Genomic DNA, 20,335 nt, shown 5'->3' on the forward strand with positions numbered 1-20,335 from the left:
CTCACGGCTCGAGTTTGAGCTGGCGTTCCGCGACGATCTTGCGGCGCACGGCCAGTTCGCGCTCGATCAGCGCCGCGAACGCGGCCGAGGTGCCGCCGACGGGCCGGATGCCGGCCTTCTCGAAGCGCTGGCGCACGACCGGATCCTCCAGCGCGCGCGCCGCCGCGGCCTGGAGCTTGTCGTGGAGCGCCTGCGGCAGCTTGGGCGGGGCGACCAGCCCCATCCACGCCGTGTTGTCGAGCGCGGGCATGCCGGCCTCGGTGAACGTGGGCACCTGCGGCAGGCTGGGACTGCGCTGCGCGCTCATGACGGCAATGCCGCGCAGCGCACCCGACTGGATGTGCGGGAGCATCGACGGCAGGTTGTCGAACATCATGTCCACCTGCCCCGCCAGCAGGTCCGAGATGGCGGGGCCCGCGCCCTTGTAGGGCACGTGGACCAGGTCGGTGCCGGACACCGCCTTGAACAGCTCGCCGTCCAGGTGGCCGACGCCGCCCGTGCCCGCCGACGCGAAGGTACAGGGCACCGGGCAGCGCTTGAGCCGTGCGACCAGCTCCTCGAGGCTGTTCACCGGCAGCCTGGCGGCGTTGACGGCGAGCACCACGGGCACGGTGGCGAGCGTGATGACCGGCGTGAAGCCCGTGACCGGGTCGTACGGGTTCTTCGGGTTGATGGCCGGATTGGTCGCCATCGTGGAGACGGTGGCCAGGCCCAGCACGGTGCCGTCGGGCGGCGCCTTGGAGACGAAGTTCGCGCCGACGGAGCCGCCCGCGCCCGGGCGGTTCTCGACGATGACGGGCTGGCCGAGCTCGCGCCCCAGCGCGTCCGAAACCGCGCGCGCCACGATGTCCGTGGCGCCCCCGGGGGCGAAGGGAACGATGAGACGCACCGGCCGGTCGCCGAGCGACTGGGCATGCGTGGCGAGCGCGGCGAACAGGCCGAGGGCGGCCGTGGCCGCGCGCAGGAATCGGGCGAGATGCATGGGAACTCCTGAAACGGGTTGAGGGATGGGAAAGGGACGGCGTGAGGAAGGGCGGAAGCGAGGCATGCGCGGGCGCCGCGCCGCTCAGTCCCTGGCGGCCTCCGCGGGAAGATCCGAGGCGATGTGCGCGTAGCCGCCGCCTGGCTCCCTGCGCATGAGGGCGCCGCTGAAGGCCTGCTCGGGCAGGTTCTGCGCGGAATAGACGATGGCGTCCTCGGTGTCGCTGAGGTTCTGCAGGTCGTGCGCGACCCAGGCCGGCACGTAGAAGCTGTCGCCGTCCGACCAGGTGATGCGCTCGCCGGCGATCTCCGAGGCGCCCTGCCCCTTGAGCACGAAGTACAGGTGCCAGAACGAATGGCTGTGCATGCGTCCGCGCTCGCCGGGCCCCAGAGCCTGGACGATCAGGGAGATGCTGCCGTTCAGGGCGAAGGCCCCGGGCTCGTCGCTGCGCGTGAGCGCCATGGCCCGCGTGAGCCGCTGCGGGCTGCTCGGCTGGGCCGCCAGGGCCGCGCCCACATCGGGCTTGCGCCAGATGGCGGGCCGGCCCACGGGCTGGGCGGTGCGCGCCAAGTAGTCAGCGAAGGCGATCAGGTGGCCCTTCATGGCAGCACCTCCTCGGTCGTGGCGAGCAGGACGCTCAGGCAGATGCCTTCCATCGCCTGCTCCAGCTCCTGCAGGCCCGGAAAGCTCGGCGCCAGGCGCAGATGGCTGTCGCGCGGGTCGTGCCCGAGGGGAAAGGCCTTGCCCGCCGGCACCAGCGCGATGCCCAGTTCCTGGGCAAGCGCCACGACGCGCCGGGCGCTGCCGTCGCGTACCTGCAGGCTCACGAAGTAGCCGCCACGCGGCGTGGTCCAGTTGGCGAGCCCGCGGCCCGCCAGCTCGCGCCGCAGGCAGGCTTCGACCAAGGCGAACTTGGGCCCGAGGATGGCGCGATGGCGGGCCATGTGCGCGCGCAGCCCGGCGTGGTCGCGCAGCAGCCGCACGTGGCGCAGCTGGTTGAGCTTGTCGGGCCCGATCGAGCGGACGCCCGCATGCCGGGCGTACCAGGCGAGGTTGGCCGGCGAGGCCGCCAGCAGGCCCAGGCCGCCGCCCGCGAAGGTGATCTTGGACGTCGACCCGAAGACCAGCGGCCGATCCGCGTGGCCGGCCTGCGCGCACAGCGCGAGGATGCCCGGCACCGATTCCTCCACGTCGGTGAGATGGTGCACGGCATAGGCGTTGTCCCAGAAGATCCGGAAGTCCGGCGCGCCGGTCGCCATGCGCGCCAGCCGCTCGACGACCTCGGGCGCGTAGGTCTCGCCCGTGGGGTTGCTGTAGACCGGCACGCACCACATGCCCTTGACCCGCGGGTCGCGGACCAGCGCCTCGACGGCATCCATGTCGGGCCCGTGCCCCGTGAGGGGCACCGGCACCATCTCGATGCCGTAGGCCTCGCAGATCGCGAAGTGCCGGTCGTAGCCCGGAACCGGGCAGAGGAACCTCGCCCCCTGGCCATGCCAGGGCGCCGCGCCGCCCGGCACCCCGTGCAGCAGGGCGTACACGAGCGTGTCGTGCATCAGCGCGAGGCTGGAATTGTTGGCCACCGCGACCTGCTCGGGCGGCGCATCGAGCATGGGCGCGAAGAGCGTGCGCGCTTCCAGCAGGCCCAGCGGGCTGCCGTAGTAGTTGCGCGCATCGCCCCCCTCCTGCGTCCGGTGGCCACCGACGCCGGGCCAGTCGAGCATCGCGTCCGACAGCGCCACCTGCTCGGTGCAGGGCTTGCCGCGCGTCATGTCGATGCGCAGGCCGCGTGCCTTGAAGGCGTCGAAGCGGGCCTGCCATCGCAGGCGCTCGTCAGGCGTCCAGGCACCGGACGGCGGGGTCAGGGACTCCGGGGCGGCCCCGGCTGTCGGTCCGGGGGCCATGAAGGCTTCAGCGGTGGATGGCATGGTGAGAAGGCTCCTTGGAAGACGGGACCGCCGCCGTGGAGGCGACGATCAGATCGAGCTCGACGCTGGCGCCCTGAGGAAGCTGGGCGGCGCCGATGGCGGTGCGCGCGGCGCGGCCGGCGGACCCGAAGAGTTCGACCAACAGGTCGGAGGCCGCGTCGGCCACATCGCTGTGCCGCGTGAAGGCGGGGTCGCTGTGCACGAAGACCTGCAGCTTGAGGACGCGCTCGACGCGGTCCAGCGAGCCGAGCGCCTGCCGCAGCACGGCCATGGCGCGCAGCGTGCACAGGCGCGCACCCTCGCGCGCCTGCTCCAGGCTGACGCCGCCGCCGACGCAGCCGGTCACCGCGACGCGGCCGTCCACGCGCGGCAGCTGTCCGCTTAGGTACAGCAGGCCGCCGTGCACGGTCACCAATTCGTAGTGGGCGGCCGGCGCGACGTCCTCCGGGATCGCCAGGCCAAGCTCGCGCACGCGCTGCTCGGGCGAGCGGGTCGCTGCGGTCGTCATGCCCGTCCTCCCCGCTCCGTGCCCAGGGACAGGCAGCGCGCGAACACCGCCGGATCGACGTTGCCGCCCGAGCAGACCACCAGGGTGTTGCGGCCCTCGAGCGCGACCTTGCGCGCCAGCACGGCCGCGAGCGGTGCGGCCCCGCCCGGCTCGAGCACGAGCTTGAGCGCGGCGAAGGCGAAGAACATGGCCTCCAGCGCCTCGGCGTCCGAGACGGTGACGCCCTGCGCCGCGTGGGTCCGCAGCACCGGCAGGGTCAGTTGGCCCGGCGCAGGAGCGAGCAGCGCGTCCTGGATGGAGCCGGACCTGCGCGCATTGGTCTGCGCACTGTCCGACCGGAGCGAGCGCCCCGTGTCGTCGAATCCCTCGGGCTCGACCACCACGATGCGGGCATCGGGCCATGCCGCGCGCAGCGCCAGGGTCCACCCCGCCGCGAGGCCGCCGCCGCTGCAGCACACCAGCGCCGTGTCCACGCGCTGCCCCTGCATCTGCGCGACGGCCTCCAGCGCGCCGGTGCCTGCGCCCGCCATGACCAGCGCATCGTCGAAGGGCGGCACCAGCGTCAGGCCTTGCTCCACCACGAGCCGCCGGCCGATGGCTTCGCGGTCCTCGTGTTCGCGGTCGTACAACAGCACCGTCGCGCCGCTCGCGCGGCAGCCCTCGATCTTGATGGCCGGCGCGTCGGCCGGCATGATGACCGTGGCGGCCACGTCCAGCATCCGGCCCGCCTGCGAGACCGCGAGGGCATGGTTGCCCGAGGAGTAGGCCACCACGCCGCGCGCGCGCGCGCCAGGCGTCAAGGCCAGGATGCGGTTGCAGGCGCCGCGGAACTTGAACGAACCGCTGCGCTGGAGGTTCTCGGCCTTGAGGTAGACGCGCCCGCCGGCATGCGCGTCCAGTTCATCGCAGCGCAACAGCGGCGTGGTGACGGCCCATCCTTGCAGCCGCTGGGCGGCCCGGTGGATGGCCTGCACGTCGACCGGGGAGCGCTCCGTCTCCGGGATCACGGGGGTCGTCATGGCGTGCCGCTCCCCACCACTTCTTGTGCCGCCGCCGGCGCCCATGCGGCCGGGGCCGCCCCGCCCTCGCCCGGCTCCGCCGTGCCCGGCAGCGCCGAGGGCGCGAGCAGCCGCTGTGCCTGCAGCAGCACCTGTTCGTAGCGCGACCGCTCGCGCGCGATCTGCTCGTCCGTCCAGCGCCAGAAGCCGTGCCCGCTCTTGGTGCCGAAGCGGCCATCGGCCACCTTCTCGCGCAGCGTGCGGCTGGGCACGCTGTCGTTGCACAGGGTCGGGTAGATCGACGAGGCCGCCGCAAACTGCGTGTCCAGTCCCGCGAACTCCTTCTGCAGGATCGGCCCCGCCGCCACGTACCGGAAGCCGAAGCCGAAGCGCACCGCTGCGTCAACGTCCTCGGGCGTCGCGAGGCCCTCGTCGATGACCGAGAACGCCTCTCGCATCAGCGCGTGCTGGATGCGGTTGGCTAGGAAGCCCGGCACGTCCCGGTTGACGCGCACGGGGATCCGCCCGACGTCCGAGAAGATCCGCATCAGGCGGTCCATCGTCTCGCCCCGTGTGAATTCGCCCCGCGCGATTTCCACGAGCGGCACGAGGTGGGCGGGCAGGAAGAAGTGCGCGTTGGCCATGCGCTCCCGGCTGCTGCAGGCGCGGGCGATGTCCGTGATGCGCATGCCGCTGCTGTTGGAACCGATGGGCACGTGCCGGGGCACCATCGCGTCGAGCTGCGCGAACACCCCCTGCTTGACCTCGAGCCGTTCGGTCACGGACTCGATGACGATTTCCACGCCGGACCAGTCCACCGCATCCAGCGCCGGCCGCAGGTGCAACAGGTCGCCATACAGTTGCCCGCCCATCTGGGACACCGACTGGGCCACGTGGCGCCGCACCGCGTCCCACTCCCCGGACGCGGGCGCCACGACCTGCGTCTGCCAACCCGCATTCAGGAAGATCGCGGCGATGTCCCGCCCCATGATTCCGCTGCCGACCACCACCGCACCCGCTTCACTCATACTTGGCTCCTTTGTCCGCTGACACCCATGAGATCAAACTGTATGGAGATTTCCCGTACAGTTCACTTATATCGCACAAGAAGTGTATGTCATCTGTACGTAGACCGCAAGCAGGCGGAGAGGAGAAGTCCGCGCGCTGGCAGGCCGCCATCGAAGCGATGGGCGGCCCGCTGTATCTGCGCATCGTTGAACTGCTGGCCCAAGAGGTCCGGGAGGGAAGGCTTTCGCCCGGAGCGCCGCTGCCTTCCCAGCGCGACATGGCCCGGCAGCTGGGCGTTAACTTCACGACCGTCACGCGCGCCTACGATGAGGCCAAGCGCATCGGCCTCGTGCAGTCGCGCCATGGGCAGGGCACCTTCGTGGCGGCGGAAAAGGGCTTCGCGCGCACCGTCGCCGAGCCGGCGCCCGAGGAGGGGGTGCGCGAGCCTATCGACCTCACTTCCACGTGGCCGCCGAACCTGGAGATCGCATCGACGCTGGCGGCCGCGGTGGCGCGGCTGACCGGCGACCGCAGCTTTGACTTCCTGGCACGTCGCGCCGGCACGGTGCCGGCGCTGGACCTCGCGGCCGGCCGCGACTGGCTGCAGCCGCGCTTCGACCTGGAGGTGGGCGGCCGCCTGGCCATGGCCTCGGGCGCGCGCAACGCACTGATCGGCTTGCTGTCCAGCCTCGTGGGAACCGGCGGCCGGCTGCTGGTGGAAGCGATGTGCTGGCCGACCATGCGCACCCTGGCCACGGTGCTGGGCATCGAACTCGTGCCGGTCGCGCTGGACGCCGAAGGCATCCTGCCGGACGCCCTGGACGCCGCGGCGCAGGCGTCGCAGGCCACGGTGCTGTACTGCGTGCCGACGCTGCAGAACCCGAGCGGCGCGGTGATGGGCCTGCGCAGGCGCCGCGCGCTCGTCGAGGTCGCGCGCCGGCGCGGCCTCACCCTCGTGGAGGACGATGCCTACGGCGGCCTGCACCGCGACCCGCCCCCGCTGCTGGGCACGCTGGCCCCGGAACTCACCTATTCGGTCTTCGGGCTGGCAAAGCTCATCTCGCCCAGCCTGCGCGTCGCCTACGTCGTGGCGCCGGATGCCGAGAAGGCCGAGCGCCTCGCGGAGATCCTGCGCGCCACCATGCAGACAGTCCCGCCGCTGGAGGCGGCGCTGGCCACGCACCTGATCCGCCATGGCCAGATGGCCAAACTGATCAAGCAGGTCCGCACGGAGGCGCAGGAGCGCCAGGGGCTGGCCCGGCAGCTGCTGGGGGAACACGCCGCGCACGTACCGGACGAGGCGCTGTTCTTCTGGCTGCCGCTGCCCGTCCCCTGGGACGCGTCGGACTTCGCGATGCGGCTGCGGCGAGCGGGCGTGGTGGTGGCGCCGGCCAAGGTCTTCTCGCTCGACCCGGCCTCGGCGCCCAACGCCGTGCGCATCGCCACCGGCGCGGTCCCGTCGCGGGAAGACGTCACCATCGCCCTGCAGCGTGTGCGGGGGCTGCTGGCGCAGAATCCCTCTCTGCTCAGCGTGATCGACTGATCTGCCGGCGGCGACTGCGCCGCGCAATCAGCACATGGCCGAAGGCGATGGCCGGGCAACTACAGAACCCGTACGGCTCCTGAACGGCTCTCGCCATCCCCATCCTTGCCGATGCGCACGATGCGCAGTTCCTGAGGACGCTCCACCATCACACAAGCCTTGCCAGTCCGCTTGCAGTGGTCCTGGACCCGCCAGTAGGCGCCGTGGCTGAGGCAGCCCGTCTGGCATATCACGAGGTCCGCCGCCCTGAGACTGGCCTCGAGCACGGCCGCGCCGCCTTCGGCCGCCAGTCCCGCATCGCCAAACGTGTCCTGTGACACCATGCCAGCGGCGGCGAGCGCTCCCTCGCCCTTGCCATCCTGAGGCCGCTGCCAGCGCGCCCGCTCGCGCATCAGTTCCTGAACGCGCGCCAGCAACGCTTCCACATGCCTGGCGAGCGTCACCCTGCGAGGCAGGCCCGGAGCCGCCTGGACGAGCGCCGCCCGGTCCTCGCGCTCCCACATCAAGGCGGTCTCACGAATGATGACCGCAGCGCGCAGCTTCACGGCCTCGCGGCTTAGGCGCTCGATCTCCCGTGCCTGCGCGCTCAGCAGTTCGCTGCAGCGCCGCTGGTCGCATCCAGGCTCGCGCAGCCGATGGCCGTACTCCCAACCTGAGGGCGGCACCGCAGATTCCTTCCTTTCGATCATCGATTCACTCCCCGCTGCCCCGAACCTTCGTTCGTGCAGCACATGAACAGGTACGCCGCGATGGCGGCCCCGACCCTCCGGGCCCGGACCGCCCGAGGGATCGCAAGGTGGAGGGCGCGGCCGCCAGGCCCCGGCCACCGCAGGCGGTTCCCGCCGAGCGGTTGGAGCCCTCGGCAACGATGGCCCAACGGGAGCCGGCCGCATCGCGGCAAGGCCTCCACCTCAGCATGCAGGGCAAACCTGCAAACTATAGATAGGACGTATTTCCCCTTTGCGGTGCGACGGTACCCCCGACATGGGAGCGCCGCGCGCTGGCGCTGTCAGGCGTCTCCACGCCCATCCTTGCGCGATCGATGATCCCACGCCGCAGCTGTCACGTTGAACCAGCGCCGCCGCCTCTCCTGCCGAATGCGCGGCGAGTTCCGTCGTTTCGGTGTGGCCGCAAAGGCAACTGCCATGACCCGCAGCCTCTGCGGGACCATACTGTGCCTGCGTTCAGCGGACATCGTGGTCCGCCCAGCCTCCATCCCCCGCGACGGGCGTATGGAGTCCAGCCTGCTCGGCTGGCGTCGCGGTCGAAACCCGCCCTCGCGTCCCGCTGCACTCTCGGTTGCCGCAGATGCAGCGCAGACAACAAGCATGAGCGCTTCGATCGCGCATCCGCGCAGGCCGCGCGCGTTTGCCTGCAGCTTGCTGGCGAACCGCAGCGACCTCTCTGCGGCGTCGCCGCCCGAGGCACCACTGCCCCGGAACGTCTCTTACGGAGCACCTGAGAGGCGGGCTTCATCGCGCTGCGCCTCGCATGCTTGACGACGCCGCGCTTCCACCGCGTGCCGCGTTGAACGTGCACAGGCCCACGCCGGTGCAACGGTGGTGGCGCGAATCGCGCCGCCACGAAAACCGAGGCCCTTGCGGCCTGCAGACCAACCCGACGGGGGATCCCTTCCCCGCGGGGCGAGGGCATCTCTCGTCTCACTCATTTTGGAGATGAGCATGTTCACCACATTCACGGGCCAACGGCCCGCGCACAAGACCCGTTCCCATCTTTTCCGGAGCCATCTGAAGCGCTCCGAGGGGACGACTGCGGCAAAGCGCCGCGGGGATGCCGCTTCCAGCCAGTTGCATTCCTGCGGCCGGAGCGCATCATGAGCGAGAAGTCCCACGTTTCTCTCGAGCAGCACGCCTGCCTGGTGTGCGGCACGACGTTCGACACCGGCGCCATCCTGCTGGACAAGCGCTTGCGCGCGAGCATGGAGCCTCACACGACCACGGGCTGGGGCCTGTGCCCCGAGCACCAGAAGCTGTTCGATGACGGCTACGTCGCGCTGGTCGAGTGCGATCCAGAGCGCAGCGGCCCGCCGGCGGACGGACGCCTGAAGCCCGAGCAGGCGTACCGAACGGGCCGGCTGGCCCACCTGCGGCGGCCGGTGTTTTCGCAGATCTTCGATGTGCCGATCCCTGACAAGCAGGCCTGCGTCTTCGTCGAGCCTGGGGTCATCGACCGGCTGCAGTCGATGGTGGCGCCGGCGCCGCATTGATCGCGCCGCGAGGGCCATGGTGCGTCGTCTCCCTCGGGGACGACGCACTTCCTTTCTTCTGAACGTGACGCGAGCGAGTCCGGGGCGCCTTGGCGCTCCCAGCCAGCCGGCCGCGGCGCCGGCTCGCGCGGCGTCGTTCGTCTCCCAGGCCGCACATTCGCGGTCCTTCGAATCGCACCCGCAGAGTTTCCGCTCCTCGCGGGCCCTTCCTCGCGCCACGGCTGCCCTCGTCGCCCGTGGCCTTTCTTTCCGATGGAGAAACCCATGGAGATCCAAGTTCGCATCAACAGCGAAGGCGCACTGCGCAACCAGCGCTATGCCTTCACAGACCGCTTCACCCTCGTCTCGGAACTGTTGCAGAACGCCCGCCGCGCGGGCGCGACACTGATCGAGGTGAGCCATGACGAGCCGAGCCGCACGCTGCGCGTGCGCGACAACGGCCGAGGCCTCGGCGACTTCCAGAAGCTGCTGACCTTCCACGAGTCCGGCTGGGACCAAGACCTGCAGCGGCAGGAGCAGCCGTTCGGGGTCGGCTTCTCGAAGTGCCTCTATGCCTCCACGCGCTGCATCGTCACGAGCGGGGGCCTCGAAGCGGACATCGACACGGCGGCAGCGCTGGCGCACGCGTCCGTTCCAGTGAGGCCGAGCGCTGTCGGCGTGCATCCCGGGACCATCGTCGAACTGTACGGCGTGGACCTGGAAGGGCTGCACCGGCGCATCGGCCCGATGTGCCGAGGCTTCCCGGTGCCCGTCGAGTTCAATGGGCGGCTGATCCCGAGACCGGACGCGACCGACGCCAGCAACGGCGATGGGTTCCACGACACGCCTGTCGGTGCCGTGCGCCTGTCGGGGTCCGTCGACGGCAGATGCTCGGTGCGCACGCGCGTCTACTTGCAGGGCTTCTGCGTGAACCGCCGGCCCAGCCACTTGGACGAGCACGACGATTCGAACGTGGTCCATTTGGACCCGGCTCGACACCTCGCTCGCCTGCCTGACCGCGACAGGCTGATCGATGAGGACACACAGCTCAAGGCGGTCGACGAGGCGGTCACGCACCTGTGGCGGCGGATTCTCCTGCACAGGAAAGGCAGTCTTCCCGCTGCCGAGTTCGTCGAGACGTTCTACGGGGCGATGCACATGTGGAAGCACCTCGATCTTCTGGACGACGTGCCGGTGCTGCCGCGGGTACTCTGCGACACGATCACGTACCCTGTCCAGGAGGCGTTCCCTTCCCGCGACTTCATGGAGCCGCTGGCCTCGGCCCCGACGCGCGAGGAGGTCGAATCGGGCCGGCTCCGCCTGGTGAGCCTCGACGCGCCATCCGATGAATCGATGGCCGATTGGATGCTTGCATGGTCGTTGAAGATGGTCGTCTTCGACGCGCATGTCCTGGGTCCGGGCCACTGGGTCCATGCCCACGTGCGCGAATTGTCGGCCCGCGACGTCAGCGTGCGGGCCGTGGGCGAGACACTCCGCACGCGGCTGGAGGGACGCTGGCTATGGGCCGACGTGGTTCTGTGCGAACGCGTGCGCCTCGAGGCCGGCGGCGAGACCGTGGAGCTCGAAGAGGATGGCCTCGCCCATGAAGGGACGCTTTTCATTCCCGCCGGCGAATGCTCTGGCTGCGCGGTTCAGCAGGCATCGGACTTTGTGGATTCGGATGGCCACTGGCACGAGGACGACATGGAGGCCGATACGGCCATGCTGGCCGAACTCATCCATCGCATGCGCGCCAGCGACCCCGTGTCCACGCTGCGCGCGATGCTGGAACGGCTCAACCTGGAACGGTTTCCAGTGATGGTGGGTCGCACCTTCCGCCTGTCGGTAGGGCCGAGCCCGGAAGAGCATGTGCTGGAGTTACTCGGCTGATCTTCGCCTTTACGCGGGCTTGCGCAGACGAGGCGCAAGCCCGCGCGCGGTCACAGTGTCGAGTCGGTGCCGCCCAGCGCGAATGGCGAGGACACGCCATGGCTGCAGAATTGCATTTCTGTCCAACCCCCTCTGGCGTCGCTTCCCCAAGCCGACACCGCCCATGCCGCAACTAAGCCCCTGTGCCGTGCCCTTCATCGGGAAGCCGGATCGTGCGGCGCCGCTTGATCACCACCGTAGGCGTGCCGGACATCGGTCGTTCCGACGCGGAATCGGGCCGCCGTGCCGCCCGCGCGGCACCGGGAACGGCGATCCCTGCGCACTGCAGCGCGGCCTCGACCTCCACCGGATCCAAGGGCTGAACAATGTCGCCGTTGACCTGCGCGTAGCGCCCGTCTGGCAACCAGGCGAGAGCGCCCGTTTCCAAGCCTCGTCGAACGACTCCGAGCAACCGCACGTTTCTGCTCACGCGCGGCACGAAATGACGCTCGCCCAACGGGAGCACGCGCATCTGGACGTCGGGCACGTTGACCACGCCTGATTTTCTATCCGGTAGTGGCATCACGCCAACCCTCCTCTGACCTCGGCCTTCATCGTAACGCCGGTGCGGACGCGATGGGCAGGAGCACGCGAGGCACGACTAGGCCTTCTCTGCCTCCGGCGATTCGCCCTCGAAGACGGAGCGCACCGCTGCGATGATCTGCGCATGCCTCGCATAGAAGGCACCGTCCTCCGCGAAGATCTGGGGCAGCGTCTTGCGCAGCTTGTTGCTCACCTGCCAGTCCCCTTCCTTGAGCGACCGGATGATGCGGTCCGCGTCCTGGTCCGGCATCTCCAAAAAGTCCTTGATCGCCGTGCGCGCCTCGTCGTACTGGCGCAGGACCAGTGCCTCCTGCGCCATCTCCTGCTCGACCGTCTGGCGCAGCACGCTGCTCAGGTAGCGCGCCTGCTCGGTCAGGTCGAGGTAGCGCCACGCATGCTGCGCGTCCTCGGTCCGAAGGAACTCGAAATTGGTCTCGACGCCATCGGGGCACAGCCGCTTCGATCCGAAGCGGTAGGCATCGACATAGACCTGCATGAAGGGCCGGGAGAAGCCCTCCAGGGCCTGGTCATAGCCGGCGCGCCCCTTGGCCGAGCCGGCGATCGTCGCCGAGACCGGCACGATGATGTTGGCGGGCACCACCTTGTCCGCCGCGAGTAGGTGATTGACAAGAAAGCGGTGGATGCGCCCATTGCCATCGGCGAGCGGATGCAGGTAGACGAATGCGAATGACACTGCCGCCGCGCGCGCTACCGGGTTTGCGCCCCGCGTGCGGTTCTCGAAGCAGCGCAGCGCATCGAGCATACCAACCACAAGTTCCTCGGACGGGGCAATGTAGTGGACGATCTCGCTCACGAAGCCGCGCTCGCCGACGAACACCGGCGACTGGCGAATGCCGACGCGCAACGCGGCCTCACCGAGCACGGCCTGCTGCAGCGTGAGCAATTGCTCGGGCGCCATCGGATCGTCCATGTGGCCGCTGTACGTACCGATGGCCGCCGCGAAGCGCTTCACCCGATCCTGCTTGTCCGCCTCGTGTTCGATGGCGAAACTCGCCCGCGATTCCTTAAACGTCAGCCAGGCCGCGCTGCGCAGCAGTAACTCCGGCCCGTAGGTGTCGTCGAGCAACTGGACGCCCGCCGCCACGTCGTAGAGCCATTCGCGCTGCTCCTGCGGTCCCAAGTACACCACGGGGCAGAAGTCGCGCGAGCCCGGCAGGTTGTCGTTGATACGCCAGCGCCGGACGCGATCCGGCCGCTGGGCGACCAGATACTGTGCGGCATCGATCGCGTCCACGTATCCCACGTTGGGCGCCGTGTCCGGCACAGCAAGCTGCCGGCCGGTGAACCACTCGTAGAAGAACGCGGCGCGCCGTGCATAGCTCCCCGTGGGCTCATCCTTCACCCACGCCACCACGTCCTGAGGATCGACCCGCTGGAACAGCCGCGAGAAGAACTCAAAGCTCAGCCGCTCGTACTTCAAACCGAACTCGAAGTGCCCGCGGAAGTTGTCCGCGGGCTGATACGCGGCGGTCCAGGTTCGCGTCTCCCGTCCATCCGCCGCTTCGCGCTGGCGCACCGGCCCCAGGCGGCTGCGGGAGAAAAGCGGCTGTACCAGTTGGATGCCGTAGAGCTCGGCAAGCCGGTGGAAGCCCAATAGGGTGTCAGGCATGGGATGCAATTTCGCTATAGGTTCGGCAATTCTCCTAGAAAAACAGCCCATCTCTACCAAAACGATATACTCACGGCGCGCTGACCCTGGGAGTGACACCTCTGTTTGTCGCGAAGGAGCTCTCGACGCCGAAGAGCTAGGCACCGGCCGCACCGCTCGAGCACGGCACCCGCCACCGCATTTCGGTCTCGAGATGCCGAAGGACCCCTCAAGAATGCTCAACTTTTCGGCCGGAGCTCCCTCGAGCCGAAGGGCTTGGTTCCCGCGCACGTACCGCGCGGCGCGCAGCACCCATGGGCTCAGCCGCGTCTCGTAGCCGAAGCGATCGCTTACGCCCCACATAGCGTCGCAGTACGCGTTCAAGCTGCTGCCGATAGGCGAGAACCGAAAGCCGAGGACTGCCCTGAATGCGCCCCCACCAGATGCATGAGTAATCATGAACAACAAGCCCATTGAAGCTGGCCGCGGGCCCCGCCTCATCCAGGGCGACGCACAGCAGCGGGATTGCTTCGTGATAGGCAAGGCGCCGCACGATGGAAACGGCTCTGGGATTCCACACGTACCACTGCTCACCCGATCCGGCACGGATCGCGTCGAGGGAATTCTGATCCTCTGGGCGGCGCCAAACTGCAGGCTCGCTGCCTTGAAGACCACCGGGCTGCTCGACATCTGGGCGGTAGCGCCACCGTGTGCGCTTGTGGAGCCACACCTCGAGCACGCATCCATAGCGCTCGTAGGCGCCGTCTTCGTAGACGTCGGCGATGTTCGAAGACAGGAGCACCGCGCCACATTCACGGCGACGTGGCGGCTGGCCGTCGAAGCTTGCCAGAAGAAACGGCGGGATGGTTTCGTCCTCGGCGCCGAAGTACAGCGGGCCGATCAGGTCAGCGGGCGTCTGCAGCCAGGGTGTGTTCTTTCCGGGCTTGAACTCCTCCTCTCGCGACAGAGGCCCGCGATGTCCGGCTTTGGCCTTGGGATGAAGTTGCATACTATGACTCTTCATGACACACAAGAGGGAACGGTTGGTTCCTACCACCCCTTTTGCTGGTAGCTAGGCTGGTAGCTAGCCCAATTTTCCAGGTCTTGATAATCAATTTTTACCTTATAAATCAATAAGTTAGACAAACTCATGAAGATTGCCACCTGGAACATCAACTCCCTCAGCGTGCGCCTGCCCCAGGTGCTGGCCTGGCTGGCCGCCCATCCGGTCGATGCGCTATGCCTGCAGGAGCTCAAGCTCACCGACGACAAGTTTCCGCACGATGCGCTGAAAGAGGCTGGCTATGAAACCGTGGCATTCGGGCAAAAGACCTACAACGGCGTTGCGATCCTGAGCCGCCACCCGCTGCGCGATGTGGTGCGCAACATCCCCGGGTTCGGGGATGAGCAGGCCCGCGTTATCGCGGCCACGCTGGATACACCGACGGGCCCCCTGCGCCTGCTCAACGGCTATTTCGTGAACGGCCAGGAGCCAGGTTCGGAAAAGTTCGCCTACAAGATGCGCTGGCTGCAGGCCCTGCAGGACATGGTGCGTGCCGAGATGGCGGCCCACCCCCGCCTGATGCTGGTGGGCGACTTCAACGTGGCGCCGGAAGACCGCGACTCCTACGACCCCGTGGGCCTGCGCGAGACCATTCACCACACCACCGAAGAGCGCAACCACTTCCAGGCCCTGCTGGCCCTGGGCCTGACCGACGCGTTTCGCCTGTTCGAGCAGCCCGAAAAAAGCTACTCATGGTGGGATTACCGCATGCTGGGCTTCCAGAAGAACCGGGGCCTGCGCATCGACCACATTCTGGTCAGCGATGCCCTCAAGTCCACCGTGACCGCCTGCGTGGTGGACCGTGCCCCGCGCAAGAACCCGCAGCCCAGCGACCACGCACCGGTGGTCGTGACACTGTAAGAGCGTAAGCACGCTCTGAGCGGCGCCGCTTCGTCTTCGGCCGCTCAGCGGCGGTCGGACGCGTCCAGCCCCTCGGGCTCGTCCACTGCCTCTTCCTGCGACGCGCGCAGCCAGTCACCCTGGTCGCGCATGGACAGCGCCGACACTCCGGGCCGCCATGCCAGTTGGCCCACGGCGCGGTAAGCGCCTAGCGGCAGCTTGCCGGGGGCGGAAAATACTTCGATCACGCGTGCGGTTTCCAGCTCTTCGGGCTGAATCCACGGGCTGTACTTGAGCTCACCCAGGATCAGAACGCGCGGCCGTTCGGCCAATCGCACGGCAACCGCGCCCGCCAGCGCCTGCTGGCCACTGACGATGTCGATGGGACCGCCCAGCACCGCATGCGCCTGCCGAGCAATGATGTCGGCCACGCGCTCGGAGGGGAAGTAGTCGGTGTGGTCGGATTTGTAGCCGCGCGGCCCCCGGGGCAAGGCCATCCACGACTGCGCCATGAGCAGCGCCTGCACCACTGCGAACCCCGCCCACGCCGCCCGCACGGTGCGCAGGGAGGTCCAGGCCGCGCGCGCGGCCAACCACTCCATCACCGCCGGCACGCTCCACAGCATGAACGCCGTGCCCCAATGGAGATGCAGCTTGGCGCCGCCGACTACCCCCATCAGCGCCATCAGGGCGAGCGGCAAAAAGCCCCACAGCAGCAGGAACTGGCGTGACAGCTGGGCGTAGCCGGCGCCAGGCGCCGCCTCCTCGCCCCGCTGGGGCGCCTCTCCCTGGCGCCGTGCCCACCACACGGCACAGCCCAGCACCAGCCAGGCCGGCAGGGCGCGGTTGAGCAACCAGTCGGCCGAGAACTGCGCCGTATGGAGCAAGCGATGGGGCAGGCTCAGGTCATGGCCCAGGGAGCTGGCGTTGGCATAGCCGAGAGGCATCCAGTCGTGCGTTGCCAGCCAGTGCAGGTGGGGCGCGCAAACCAGCAAGGCCACCGCCGCCGCCAACGGCGCGCCCACCCGATGGACGAGGTGGCGCCAGCCGCGCAGGCGCAGCCACCAGATGCCCACAACGGCCAACGCGACGATGAATTGATACTTGGCCAGCATGCCCAGCCCCGCGACCACGCCCATCGCCACCCAGCCCAGCAGCGAGGGCCGCCAGGTGAGCCGCCAGCTCAGGCCCGCCGCTAGCGATACCCACAGCATCATCACCACGTTGTGGTTGTAGTAGTAGACGCGGCCGCAGTAGAAGGTAATGCACAACGCCGCCAGCAGGGCGAGCGTCGCGTAACGACCACCACGCATGGCGCGCAGTTGGCGCCAGAACAACGCCAGCGCCCCGAGGGTGAACAGCGCGCCCATCACGTAGGTGAGCTCCACCGTGGCGCCGAAAATTGCCGCTGTGGCGCCCAGCACCCATGTGGGCAACGGCGGATGCTTGAAGTAGCCCCACTCCAGCGAACGCAGCCAGACCAGTTGCTCCACGTTGTCCACCGGCGGCGACAGCGTCGCCATCCAGTAGGCGGTCACCCAGACTGCACCATATACCGCCATCAACAGGGCCACCCCGGCCCCATCGAGCACAGGAAAGCGCAGCGCCCAAACTTGGGCAGCCGGTACAGGTACGGTGGAGGGCGACGAAACAAGCGTGGAAGAAGACACCGGGAGTCCTGCAAGCTGTGGAACGACCCGGTATTTTGCCTGTTTGTAAATATTTATGAAGATTTGTAAAGAATCCCTCACCCCATGCAACAACCCGATGGCCGCGCGCGCGTCGCGATCGTCGGGTTGATTCACTTTTAATAGCATCCCGTGCAGAGTGGAAGGGCGTTAGCGCCCGATTCACTCCAGACCCAGCTCCTGGATCTTGCGGGTAATGGTGTTACGCCCAATGCCCAGGCGCTGCGCGGCCTCCATGCGGCGGCCATGGGTGGCCAGGAGGGCGGTGCGGATCAGGCGCGACTCGAAACGCCGCGTCAGTACATCCCACACGTCTGACTGGCCACCAGCCAGCAGCGTTTGCACCTCGGCTTCCAGTGCCTGCTCCCAGCCGCGGACACCCACGGCGTCCGCGGCAGCGGTTGCGTCGACATCGGCATCGGCCGCCGGCCAGGAAGACACTGCGGGGGCAGACATCGCTGCACCTGCCGCCATGTAAGCCCCCGGGACCAGCGCGACGGCAGGCACGGCAACCGCCGGGTGCATGCCCTCCACCATCTCGGATGACGGCATGGAAACCAGGGGGGCAAGCGGCGCTGCCATCTTCCCCACAGACAGTTCGCCCCCACCGGCCCGCACGGGCGGCTGGTAGACCGGCGCTTCCAGCACTTCGGGCGGCAAGTCCTGCAGCGAGATCACCTGGGCAGGTGCCATCACCGTGAGCCAATGGCAGATGTTCTCCAGTTGCCGCACATTGCCCGGAAACGCAAACTGCTCCAGCCGCGCCAGCGCCGAATCGGCAATGCGCTTGGGCTCCACGCCCAACTGGCGCGCGCTTTGCTGCAGGAAGTGGCGCGTGAGCATGGGCACGTCTTCGTGCCGCTCGCGCAGCGCGGGCAGGCGCAGGCGAATCACGTTGAGGCGGTGGAACAGGTCTTCGCGGAAGCCGCCTTCCTTGACGCGCTGCTCCAGGTTCTGGTGGGTGGCGGCAATCACACGCACATGGGCCTTCACGGCCGCATGGCCGCCCACGCGGTAGAACTGACCATCCGACAGCACGCGCAGCAGGCGCGTCTGCAGATCAAACGGCATGTCGCCGATTTCGTCGAGAAACAGCGTGCCACCTTCGGCCTGCTCGAAGCGGCCGCGCCGCTGCGTCTGTGCGCCGGTGAAGGCGCCGCGTTCGTGGCCGAAGAGTTCGGACTCCAGCAGATCCTTGGGGATGGCGGCTGTGTTGATGGCGACAAAGGGGCCGTCTGCGACCGGCGAGTGCTTGTGCAGCGCACGCGCCACCAGTTCCTTGCCCGAGCCGGATTCGCCCGTGATCAGGACCGTGACCTGGCTCTGGCTGAGCCGGCCGATGGCACGGAACACATCCTGCATCGCGGGTGCCTGGCCCAGCATTTCGGGTGTTTCGGCCTGGCGCTCTTCCGTCACTTCCTCGCGCTGGCTCTCTTCGACCGCGCGGCGGATCAGCTCGACCGCCTTGGGCAGGTCGAACGGCTTGGGCAGGTATTCGAACGCTCCACGCTGGAAGGCCGACACGGCGCTGTCCAGGTCGGAGTACGCCGTCATGATGATGACGGGCAGGCCGGGCTGCAGTTCGCGCACTTTTTCCAGCAGTTGCAGGCCCGACCCCCCGGGCATGCGGATGTCGCTCACCAGGACCTGGGGGCTCTGGCGTGCGGAGTCACCAACGGTGACATCTGCCAGGGCATCCAGCACCTCGCGGGGGTGCGTGAAACTGCGCGTGGGCAGGTTCTCGCGGGCCAGCGCCTTTTCCAGGACGAAGCGGATCGAGGGGTCGTCATCTACTATCCAGATCGGCTTCATGTGTTTTTATACCTTCACTGTGGTTGCGTGTCAGGGGACCTCAGGGCAAGGGAATCAGGATGCGGAAGTCGGTGCGACCCGGTACGCTGTCGCATTCGATCAACCCGTGGTGGCGCTGCACGAAGGTTTGCGCCAGCGTGAGCCCCAGCCCTGATCCCCCGTCCCGTCCCGACACCAGCGGGTAAAAAATCCGCTCTTTGATGGTATCGGGTACGCCCGGTCCGTTGTCGATGACATGCAATTCCAGTGCCAGCCGATAGCGCTGGCGGCCAAACGTGACCTGGCGGGCCACGCGGGTGCGCAACGTGATCACGGCATCGCCCGCCGCAATGCGTTCTGCCAGTGCCTGCGCGGCGTTCTGCACGATGTTCAGCAAGGCCTGGATGAGCTGGGCACGGTCGCCGCGGAACTCGGGGATCGAGGTGTCGTAATCGCGCAGCACCTTGAGGCCTTGCGGATGCTCCACCAGCACCAGCGAACGCACGCGCTCGCACACCTCGTGGATGTTCACGTCACCCACCAGATGCGGGTGCCGGTGCGGCGCCAGCAGCCGGTCCACCAGGCTTTGCAGGCGATCGGCCTCATGGATGATGACCTGGGTGTATTCGTGGAGCTCGCGGCTTTCGAGCTCCATCTCCAGCAATTGCGCAGCGCCCCGAATACCACCCAGGGGATTCTTGATCTCGTGGGCCAGATTGCGGATCAGCTCCTTGTTGGCCTGGGCCTGGTCCAGCAATCGCTCTTCACGGTCCTGGCGGGCGTGTTGCTCCAGCGGCCACAGCTCCACCAGGATTTCACCCACCTGTTCGGCATCGGCCACATTGACATGCACGGGCACAGGGTCCTGGTGCAGGCGCTTCAAGCTGGCCTCGTAACGCAGCGCGGCAAAATCCTTGCCACGCGCACCGGACAATGCCATCTGCAGCAGGGTGGGGTCGGTAAAAAAGGTCGAAAAATCCACGCCTTCCAGCGTGCGCCGCGACAGGCCCAGCGTGTTTTCCAGGGCCGCATTGGCAAACTGCACGGCACCGTCCGAGCGCAGCACCGCCACCAGGGTGGACATGAGGTCCAGTGAGTGAAAGCGCTCCGTTTCTGCCACCCGTGAATCACGCACCGAGTGCTCCACCCTGTTTACTTCGCACTGGTGGCGGGGGCGAGGCGGGCCAGTTCGCGCCGAATTCCGGCCAGGTCGCTCTCGCTGCGCGCAACACTCGCCTTGAGTTCGGCCGTGCGCTCCATGTAAACCTGGGGATTGCGCAGCTCCAGCGCACTGCGCACGGGCGCGCCGTCGTTGTATTCCTTCAGCAGCTCGGCGTGGCGTGCCTCGGCCTTGCGCAGCTCGGACTCCAGAATGGCACGGGCATCGGCATCGCGGGCGCGCTGATCGTTGTTGTCCACGCGTGGTGCTCCGGCCGGTGAGGCCGTGGTGGTGGTCGGCGTGACAGCGCCCGAAGTCTTGGGGCGGCTGCCCTGCACCACCGTCACATTGCCGCCTTCGACCAGCTTGCAGCCGCGCTCCTTGGCCTGGGCGGCGTTATTGGTGTATTCATTGCCGCAACGGTAGATGCGGTCTTGAGCCCAGGCCGCGGGCGCCATGACGGTAAAAACCAGGAGGATAGTGAGCGATTTATTCATGAGGTCTCTCGCACATGCAATGCAGGGGTGTGCTGTTGAGTAT

Annotated in this window: 18 protein-coding genes; 4 read left to right on the forward strand and 14 right to left on the reverse strand. The window is 68.1% G+C overall.

Annotation, left to right across the window (positions count from 1 at the left end; all coding sequences use genetic code 11):
• Position 1: 1 nt before the first annotated feature.
• From AC1RDS_RS18110 to AC1RDS_RS18135, 6 genes are all read right to left on the reverse strand, one after another.
• The gene (locus tag AC1RDS_RS18110; protein WP_059400248.1) at positions 2–982 is read right to left on the reverse strand and encodes a Bug family tripartite tricarboxylate transporter substrate binding protein; all 981 of its coding nucleotides are present in this window, start codon (positions 980–982) and stop codon (positions 2–4) included.
• Between the two features lie 84 nt (positions 983–1,066).
• Positions 1,067–1,585 (reverse strand): cupin domain-containing protein, encoded by a 519-nt coding sequence (locus AC1RDS_RS18115; protein ID WP_059400247.1) that lies wholly within the window; start codon positions 1,583–1,585, stop codon positions 1,067–1,069.
• Positions 1,582–2,910, reverse strand: a complete 1,329-nt coding sequence (locus AC1RDS_RS18120) for an aspartate aminotransferase type Ic (RefSeq protein WP_242455306.1) — start codon at positions 2,908–2,910, stop codon at positions 1,582–1,584. Before AC1RDS_RS18120 ends, AC1RDS_RS18115 begins: the two co-directional genes overlap by 4 nt.
• A complete protein-coding gene (locus AC1RDS_RS18125; protein ID WP_059400246.1) occupies positions 2,894–3,418 on the reverse strand; it encodes a RidA family protein in 525 nt (174 codons plus the stop codon). Before AC1RDS_RS18125 ends, AC1RDS_RS18120 begins: the two co-directional genes overlap by 17 nt.
• Complete coding sequence (locus AC1RDS_RS18130; RefSeq protein ID WP_092939576.1) at positions 3,415–4,437, reverse strand: threonine ammonia-lyase; 1,023 nt, start codon at positions 4,435–4,437, stop codon at positions 3,415–3,417. Before AC1RDS_RS18130 ends, AC1RDS_RS18125 begins: the two co-directional genes overlap by 4 nt.
• Positions 4,434–5,444: a 3-hydroxyacyl-CoA dehydrogenase family protein gene (locus AC1RDS_RS18135; protein WP_063840187.1), complete on the reverse strand. Its 1,011-nt coding sequence runs from the start codon at positions 5,442–5,444 to the stop codon at positions 4,434–4,436. Before AC1RDS_RS18135 ends, AC1RDS_RS18130 begins: the two co-directional genes overlap by 4 nt.
• An 86-nt stretch (positions 5,445–5,530) precedes the next feature.
• Between AC1RDS_RS18135 and AC1RDS_RS18140 the strand changes: the two genes are divergently transcribed.
• Positions 5,531–6,967 carry an aminotransferase-like domain-containing protein gene (locus AC1RDS_RS18140; RefSeq protein ID WP_082136751.1) on the forward strand — a complete coding sequence of 479 codons (1,437 nt, stop codon included), beginning with the start codon at positions 5,531–5,533 and terminating at the stop codon, positions 6,965–6,967.
• A gap of 59 nt (positions 6,968–7,026) precedes the next feature.
• On the opposite strand, the gene AC1RDS_RS18145 is transcribed toward AC1RDS_RS18140, so the two are convergent.
• Entirely contained in the window at positions 7,027–7,656 is a 630-nt protein-coding gene (locus AC1RDS_RS18145) for a DUF2325 domain-containing protein (RefSeq protein ID WP_059400243.1), read from the reverse strand.
• Between the two features lie 1,145 nt (positions 7,657–8,801).
• Here AC1RDS_RS18145 and AC1RDS_RS18150 point away from each other — a divergent pair.
• Both AC1RDS_RS18150 and AC1RDS_RS18155 read left to right on the forward strand, forming a co-directional pair.
• Positions 8,802–9,194 carry a hypothetical protein gene (locus AC1RDS_RS18150; RefSeq protein ID WP_059400242.1) on the forward strand — a complete coding sequence of 131 codons (393 nt, stop codon included), beginning with the start codon at positions 8,802–8,804 and terminating at the stop codon, positions 9,192–9,194.
• Between the two features lie 264 nt (positions 9,195–9,458).
• Positions 9,459–11,063, forward strand: a complete 1,605-nt coding sequence (locus AC1RDS_RS18155) for an ATP-binding protein (RefSeq protein ID WP_139222799.1) — start codon at positions 9,459–9,461, stop codon at positions 11,061–11,063.
• Between the two features lie 172 nt (positions 11,064–11,235).
• On the opposite strand, the gene AC1RDS_RS18160 is transcribed toward AC1RDS_RS18155, so the two are convergent.
• The 3 genes from AC1RDS_RS18160 to AC1RDS_RS18170 form a co-directional block, all read right to left on the reverse strand.
• Positions 11,236–11,598, reverse strand: coding sequence for a hypothetical protein (locus tag AC1RDS_RS18160; protein WP_059400240.1), 363 nt, complete (start codon positions 11,596–11,598; stop codon positions 11,236–11,238).
• A 105-nt stretch (positions 11,599–11,703) separates the two neighbouring features.
• Positions 11,704–13,275: a Fic family protein gene (locus AC1RDS_RS18165; protein ID WP_059400239.1), complete on the reverse strand. Its 1,572-nt coding sequence runs from the start codon at positions 13,273–13,275 to the stop codon at positions 11,704–11,706.
• 208 nt (positions 13,276–13,483) lie between these two features.
• On the reverse strand, positions 13,484–14,263 hold the full coding sequence (locus AC1RDS_RS18170) for a hypothetical protein (protein WP_139222798.1): 780 nt from the start codon (positions 14,261–14,263) through the stop codon (positions 13,484–13,486).
• 141 nt (positions 14,264–14,404) lie between these two features.
• Here AC1RDS_RS18170 and xth point away from each other — a divergent pair, with 141 nt between their 5' ends.
• Entirely contained in the window at positions 14,405–15,178 is a 774-nt protein-coding gene (gene xth, locus AC1RDS_RS18175; RefSeq protein ID WP_492227200.1) for an exodeoxyribonuclease III, read from the forward strand.
• 44 nt (positions 15,179–15,222) lie between these two features.
• Here xth and AC1RDS_RS18180 read toward each other — a convergent pair whose 3' ends face one another.
• The 4 genes from AC1RDS_RS18180 to AC1RDS_RS18195 form a co-directional block, all read right to left on the reverse strand.
• Positions 15,223–16,827 carry an ArnT family glycosyltransferase gene (locus AC1RDS_RS18180; RefSeq protein WP_244273720.1) on the reverse strand — a complete coding sequence of 535 codons (1,605 nt, stop codon included), beginning with the start codon at positions 16,825–16,827 and terminating at the stop codon, positions 15,223–15,225.
• Positions 16,828–17,007: 180 nt separating this feature from the next.
• Positions 17,008–18,657 carry a nitrogen regulation protein NR(I) gene (gene ntrC, locus AC1RDS_RS18185; RefSeq protein ID WP_348682310.1) on the reverse strand — a complete coding sequence of 550 codons (1,650 nt, stop codon included), beginning with the start codon at positions 18,655–18,657 and terminating at the stop codon, positions 17,008–17,010.
• A 40-nt stretch (positions 18,658–18,697) separates the two neighbouring features.
• A complete protein-coding gene (glnL, locus tag AC1RDS_RS18190; protein ID WP_348682309.1) occupies positions 18,698–19,720 on the reverse strand; it encodes a nitrogen regulation protein NR(II) in 1,023 nt (340 codons plus the stop codon).
• Positions 19,721–19,788: 68 nt separating this feature from the next.
• Positions 19,789–20,292, reverse strand: a complete 504-nt coding sequence (locus AC1RDS_RS18195; protein ID WP_092700050.1) for a hypothetical protein — start codon at positions 20,290–20,292, stop codon at positions 19,789–19,791.
• Between the last annotated feature and the right edge of the window lie 43 nt (positions 20,293–20,335).

Source organism: Acidovorax sp. GW823-FHT02H02, assembly GCF_058797075.1.

Excerpts from the sequence above, each read along its gene's own strand:
- AC1RDS_RS18110 (WP_059400248.1), bottom strand. The coding sequence starts at position 982 with ATGCATCTCGCCCGATTCCTGCGCGCGGCCACGGCCGCCCTCGGCCTG.
- AC1RDS_RS18115 (WP_059400247.1), bottom strand. The coding sequence starts at position 1,585 with ATGAAGGGCCACCTGATCGCCTTCGCTGACTACTTGGCGCGCACCGCC.
- AC1RDS_RS18120 (WP_242455306.1), bottom strand. The coding sequence starts at position 2,910 with ATGCCATCCACCGCTGAAGCCTTCATGGCCCCCGGACCGACAGCCGGG.
- AC1RDS_RS18125 (WP_059400246.1), bottom strand. The coding sequence starts at position 3,418 with ATGACGACCGCAGCGACCCGCTCGCCCGAGCAGCGCGTGCGCGAGCTT.
- AC1RDS_RS18130 (WP_092939576.1), bottom strand. The coding sequence starts at position 4,437 with ATGACGACCCCCGTGATCCCGGAGACGGAGCGCTCCCCGGTCGACGTG.
- AC1RDS_RS18135 (WP_063840187.1), bottom strand. The coding sequence starts at position 5,444 with ATGAGTGAAGCGGGTGCGGTGGTGGTCGGCAGCGGAATCATGGGGCGG.
- AC1RDS_RS18140 (WP_082136751.1), top strand. The coding sequence starts at position 5,531 with ATGTCATCTGTACGTAGACCGCAAGCAGGCGGAGAGGAGAAGTCCGCG.
- AC1RDS_RS18145 (WP_059400243.1), bottom strand. The coding sequence starts at position 7,656 with ATGATCGAAAGGAAGGAATCTGCGGTGCCGCCCTCAGGTTGGGAGTAC.
- AC1RDS_RS18150 (WP_059400242.1), top strand. The coding sequence starts at position 8,802 with ATGAGCGAGAAGTCCCACGTTTCTCTCGAGCAGCACGCCTGCCTGGTG.
- AC1RDS_RS18155 (WP_139222799.1), top strand. The coding sequence starts at position 9,459 with ATGGAGATCCAAGTTCGCATCAACAGCGAAGGCGCACTGCGCAACCAG.
- AC1RDS_RS18165 (WP_059400239.1), bottom strand. The coding sequence starts at position 13,275 with ATGCCTGACACCCTATTGGGCTTCCACCGGCTTGCCGAGCTCTACGGC.
- AC1RDS_RS18170 (WP_139222798.1), bottom strand. The coding sequence starts at position 14,263 with ATGCAACTTCATCCCAAGGCCAAAGCCGGACATCGCGGGCCTCTGTCG.
- xth (WP_492227200.1), top strand. The coding sequence starts at position 14,405 with ATGAAGATTGCCACCTGGAACATCAACTCCCTCAGCGTGCGCCTGCCC.
- ntrC (WP_348682310.1), bottom strand. The coding sequence starts at position 18,657 with ATGAAGCCGATCTGGATAGTAGATGACGACCCCTCGATCCGCTTCGTC.
- glnL (WP_348682309.1), bottom strand. The coding sequence starts at position 19,720 with ATGTCCACCCTGGTGGCGGTGCTGCGCTCGGACGGTGCCGTGCAGTTT.
- AC1RDS_RS18195 (WP_092700050.1), bottom strand. The coding sequence starts at position 20,292 with ATGAATAAATCGCTCACTATCCTCCTGGTTTTTACCGTCATGGCGCCC.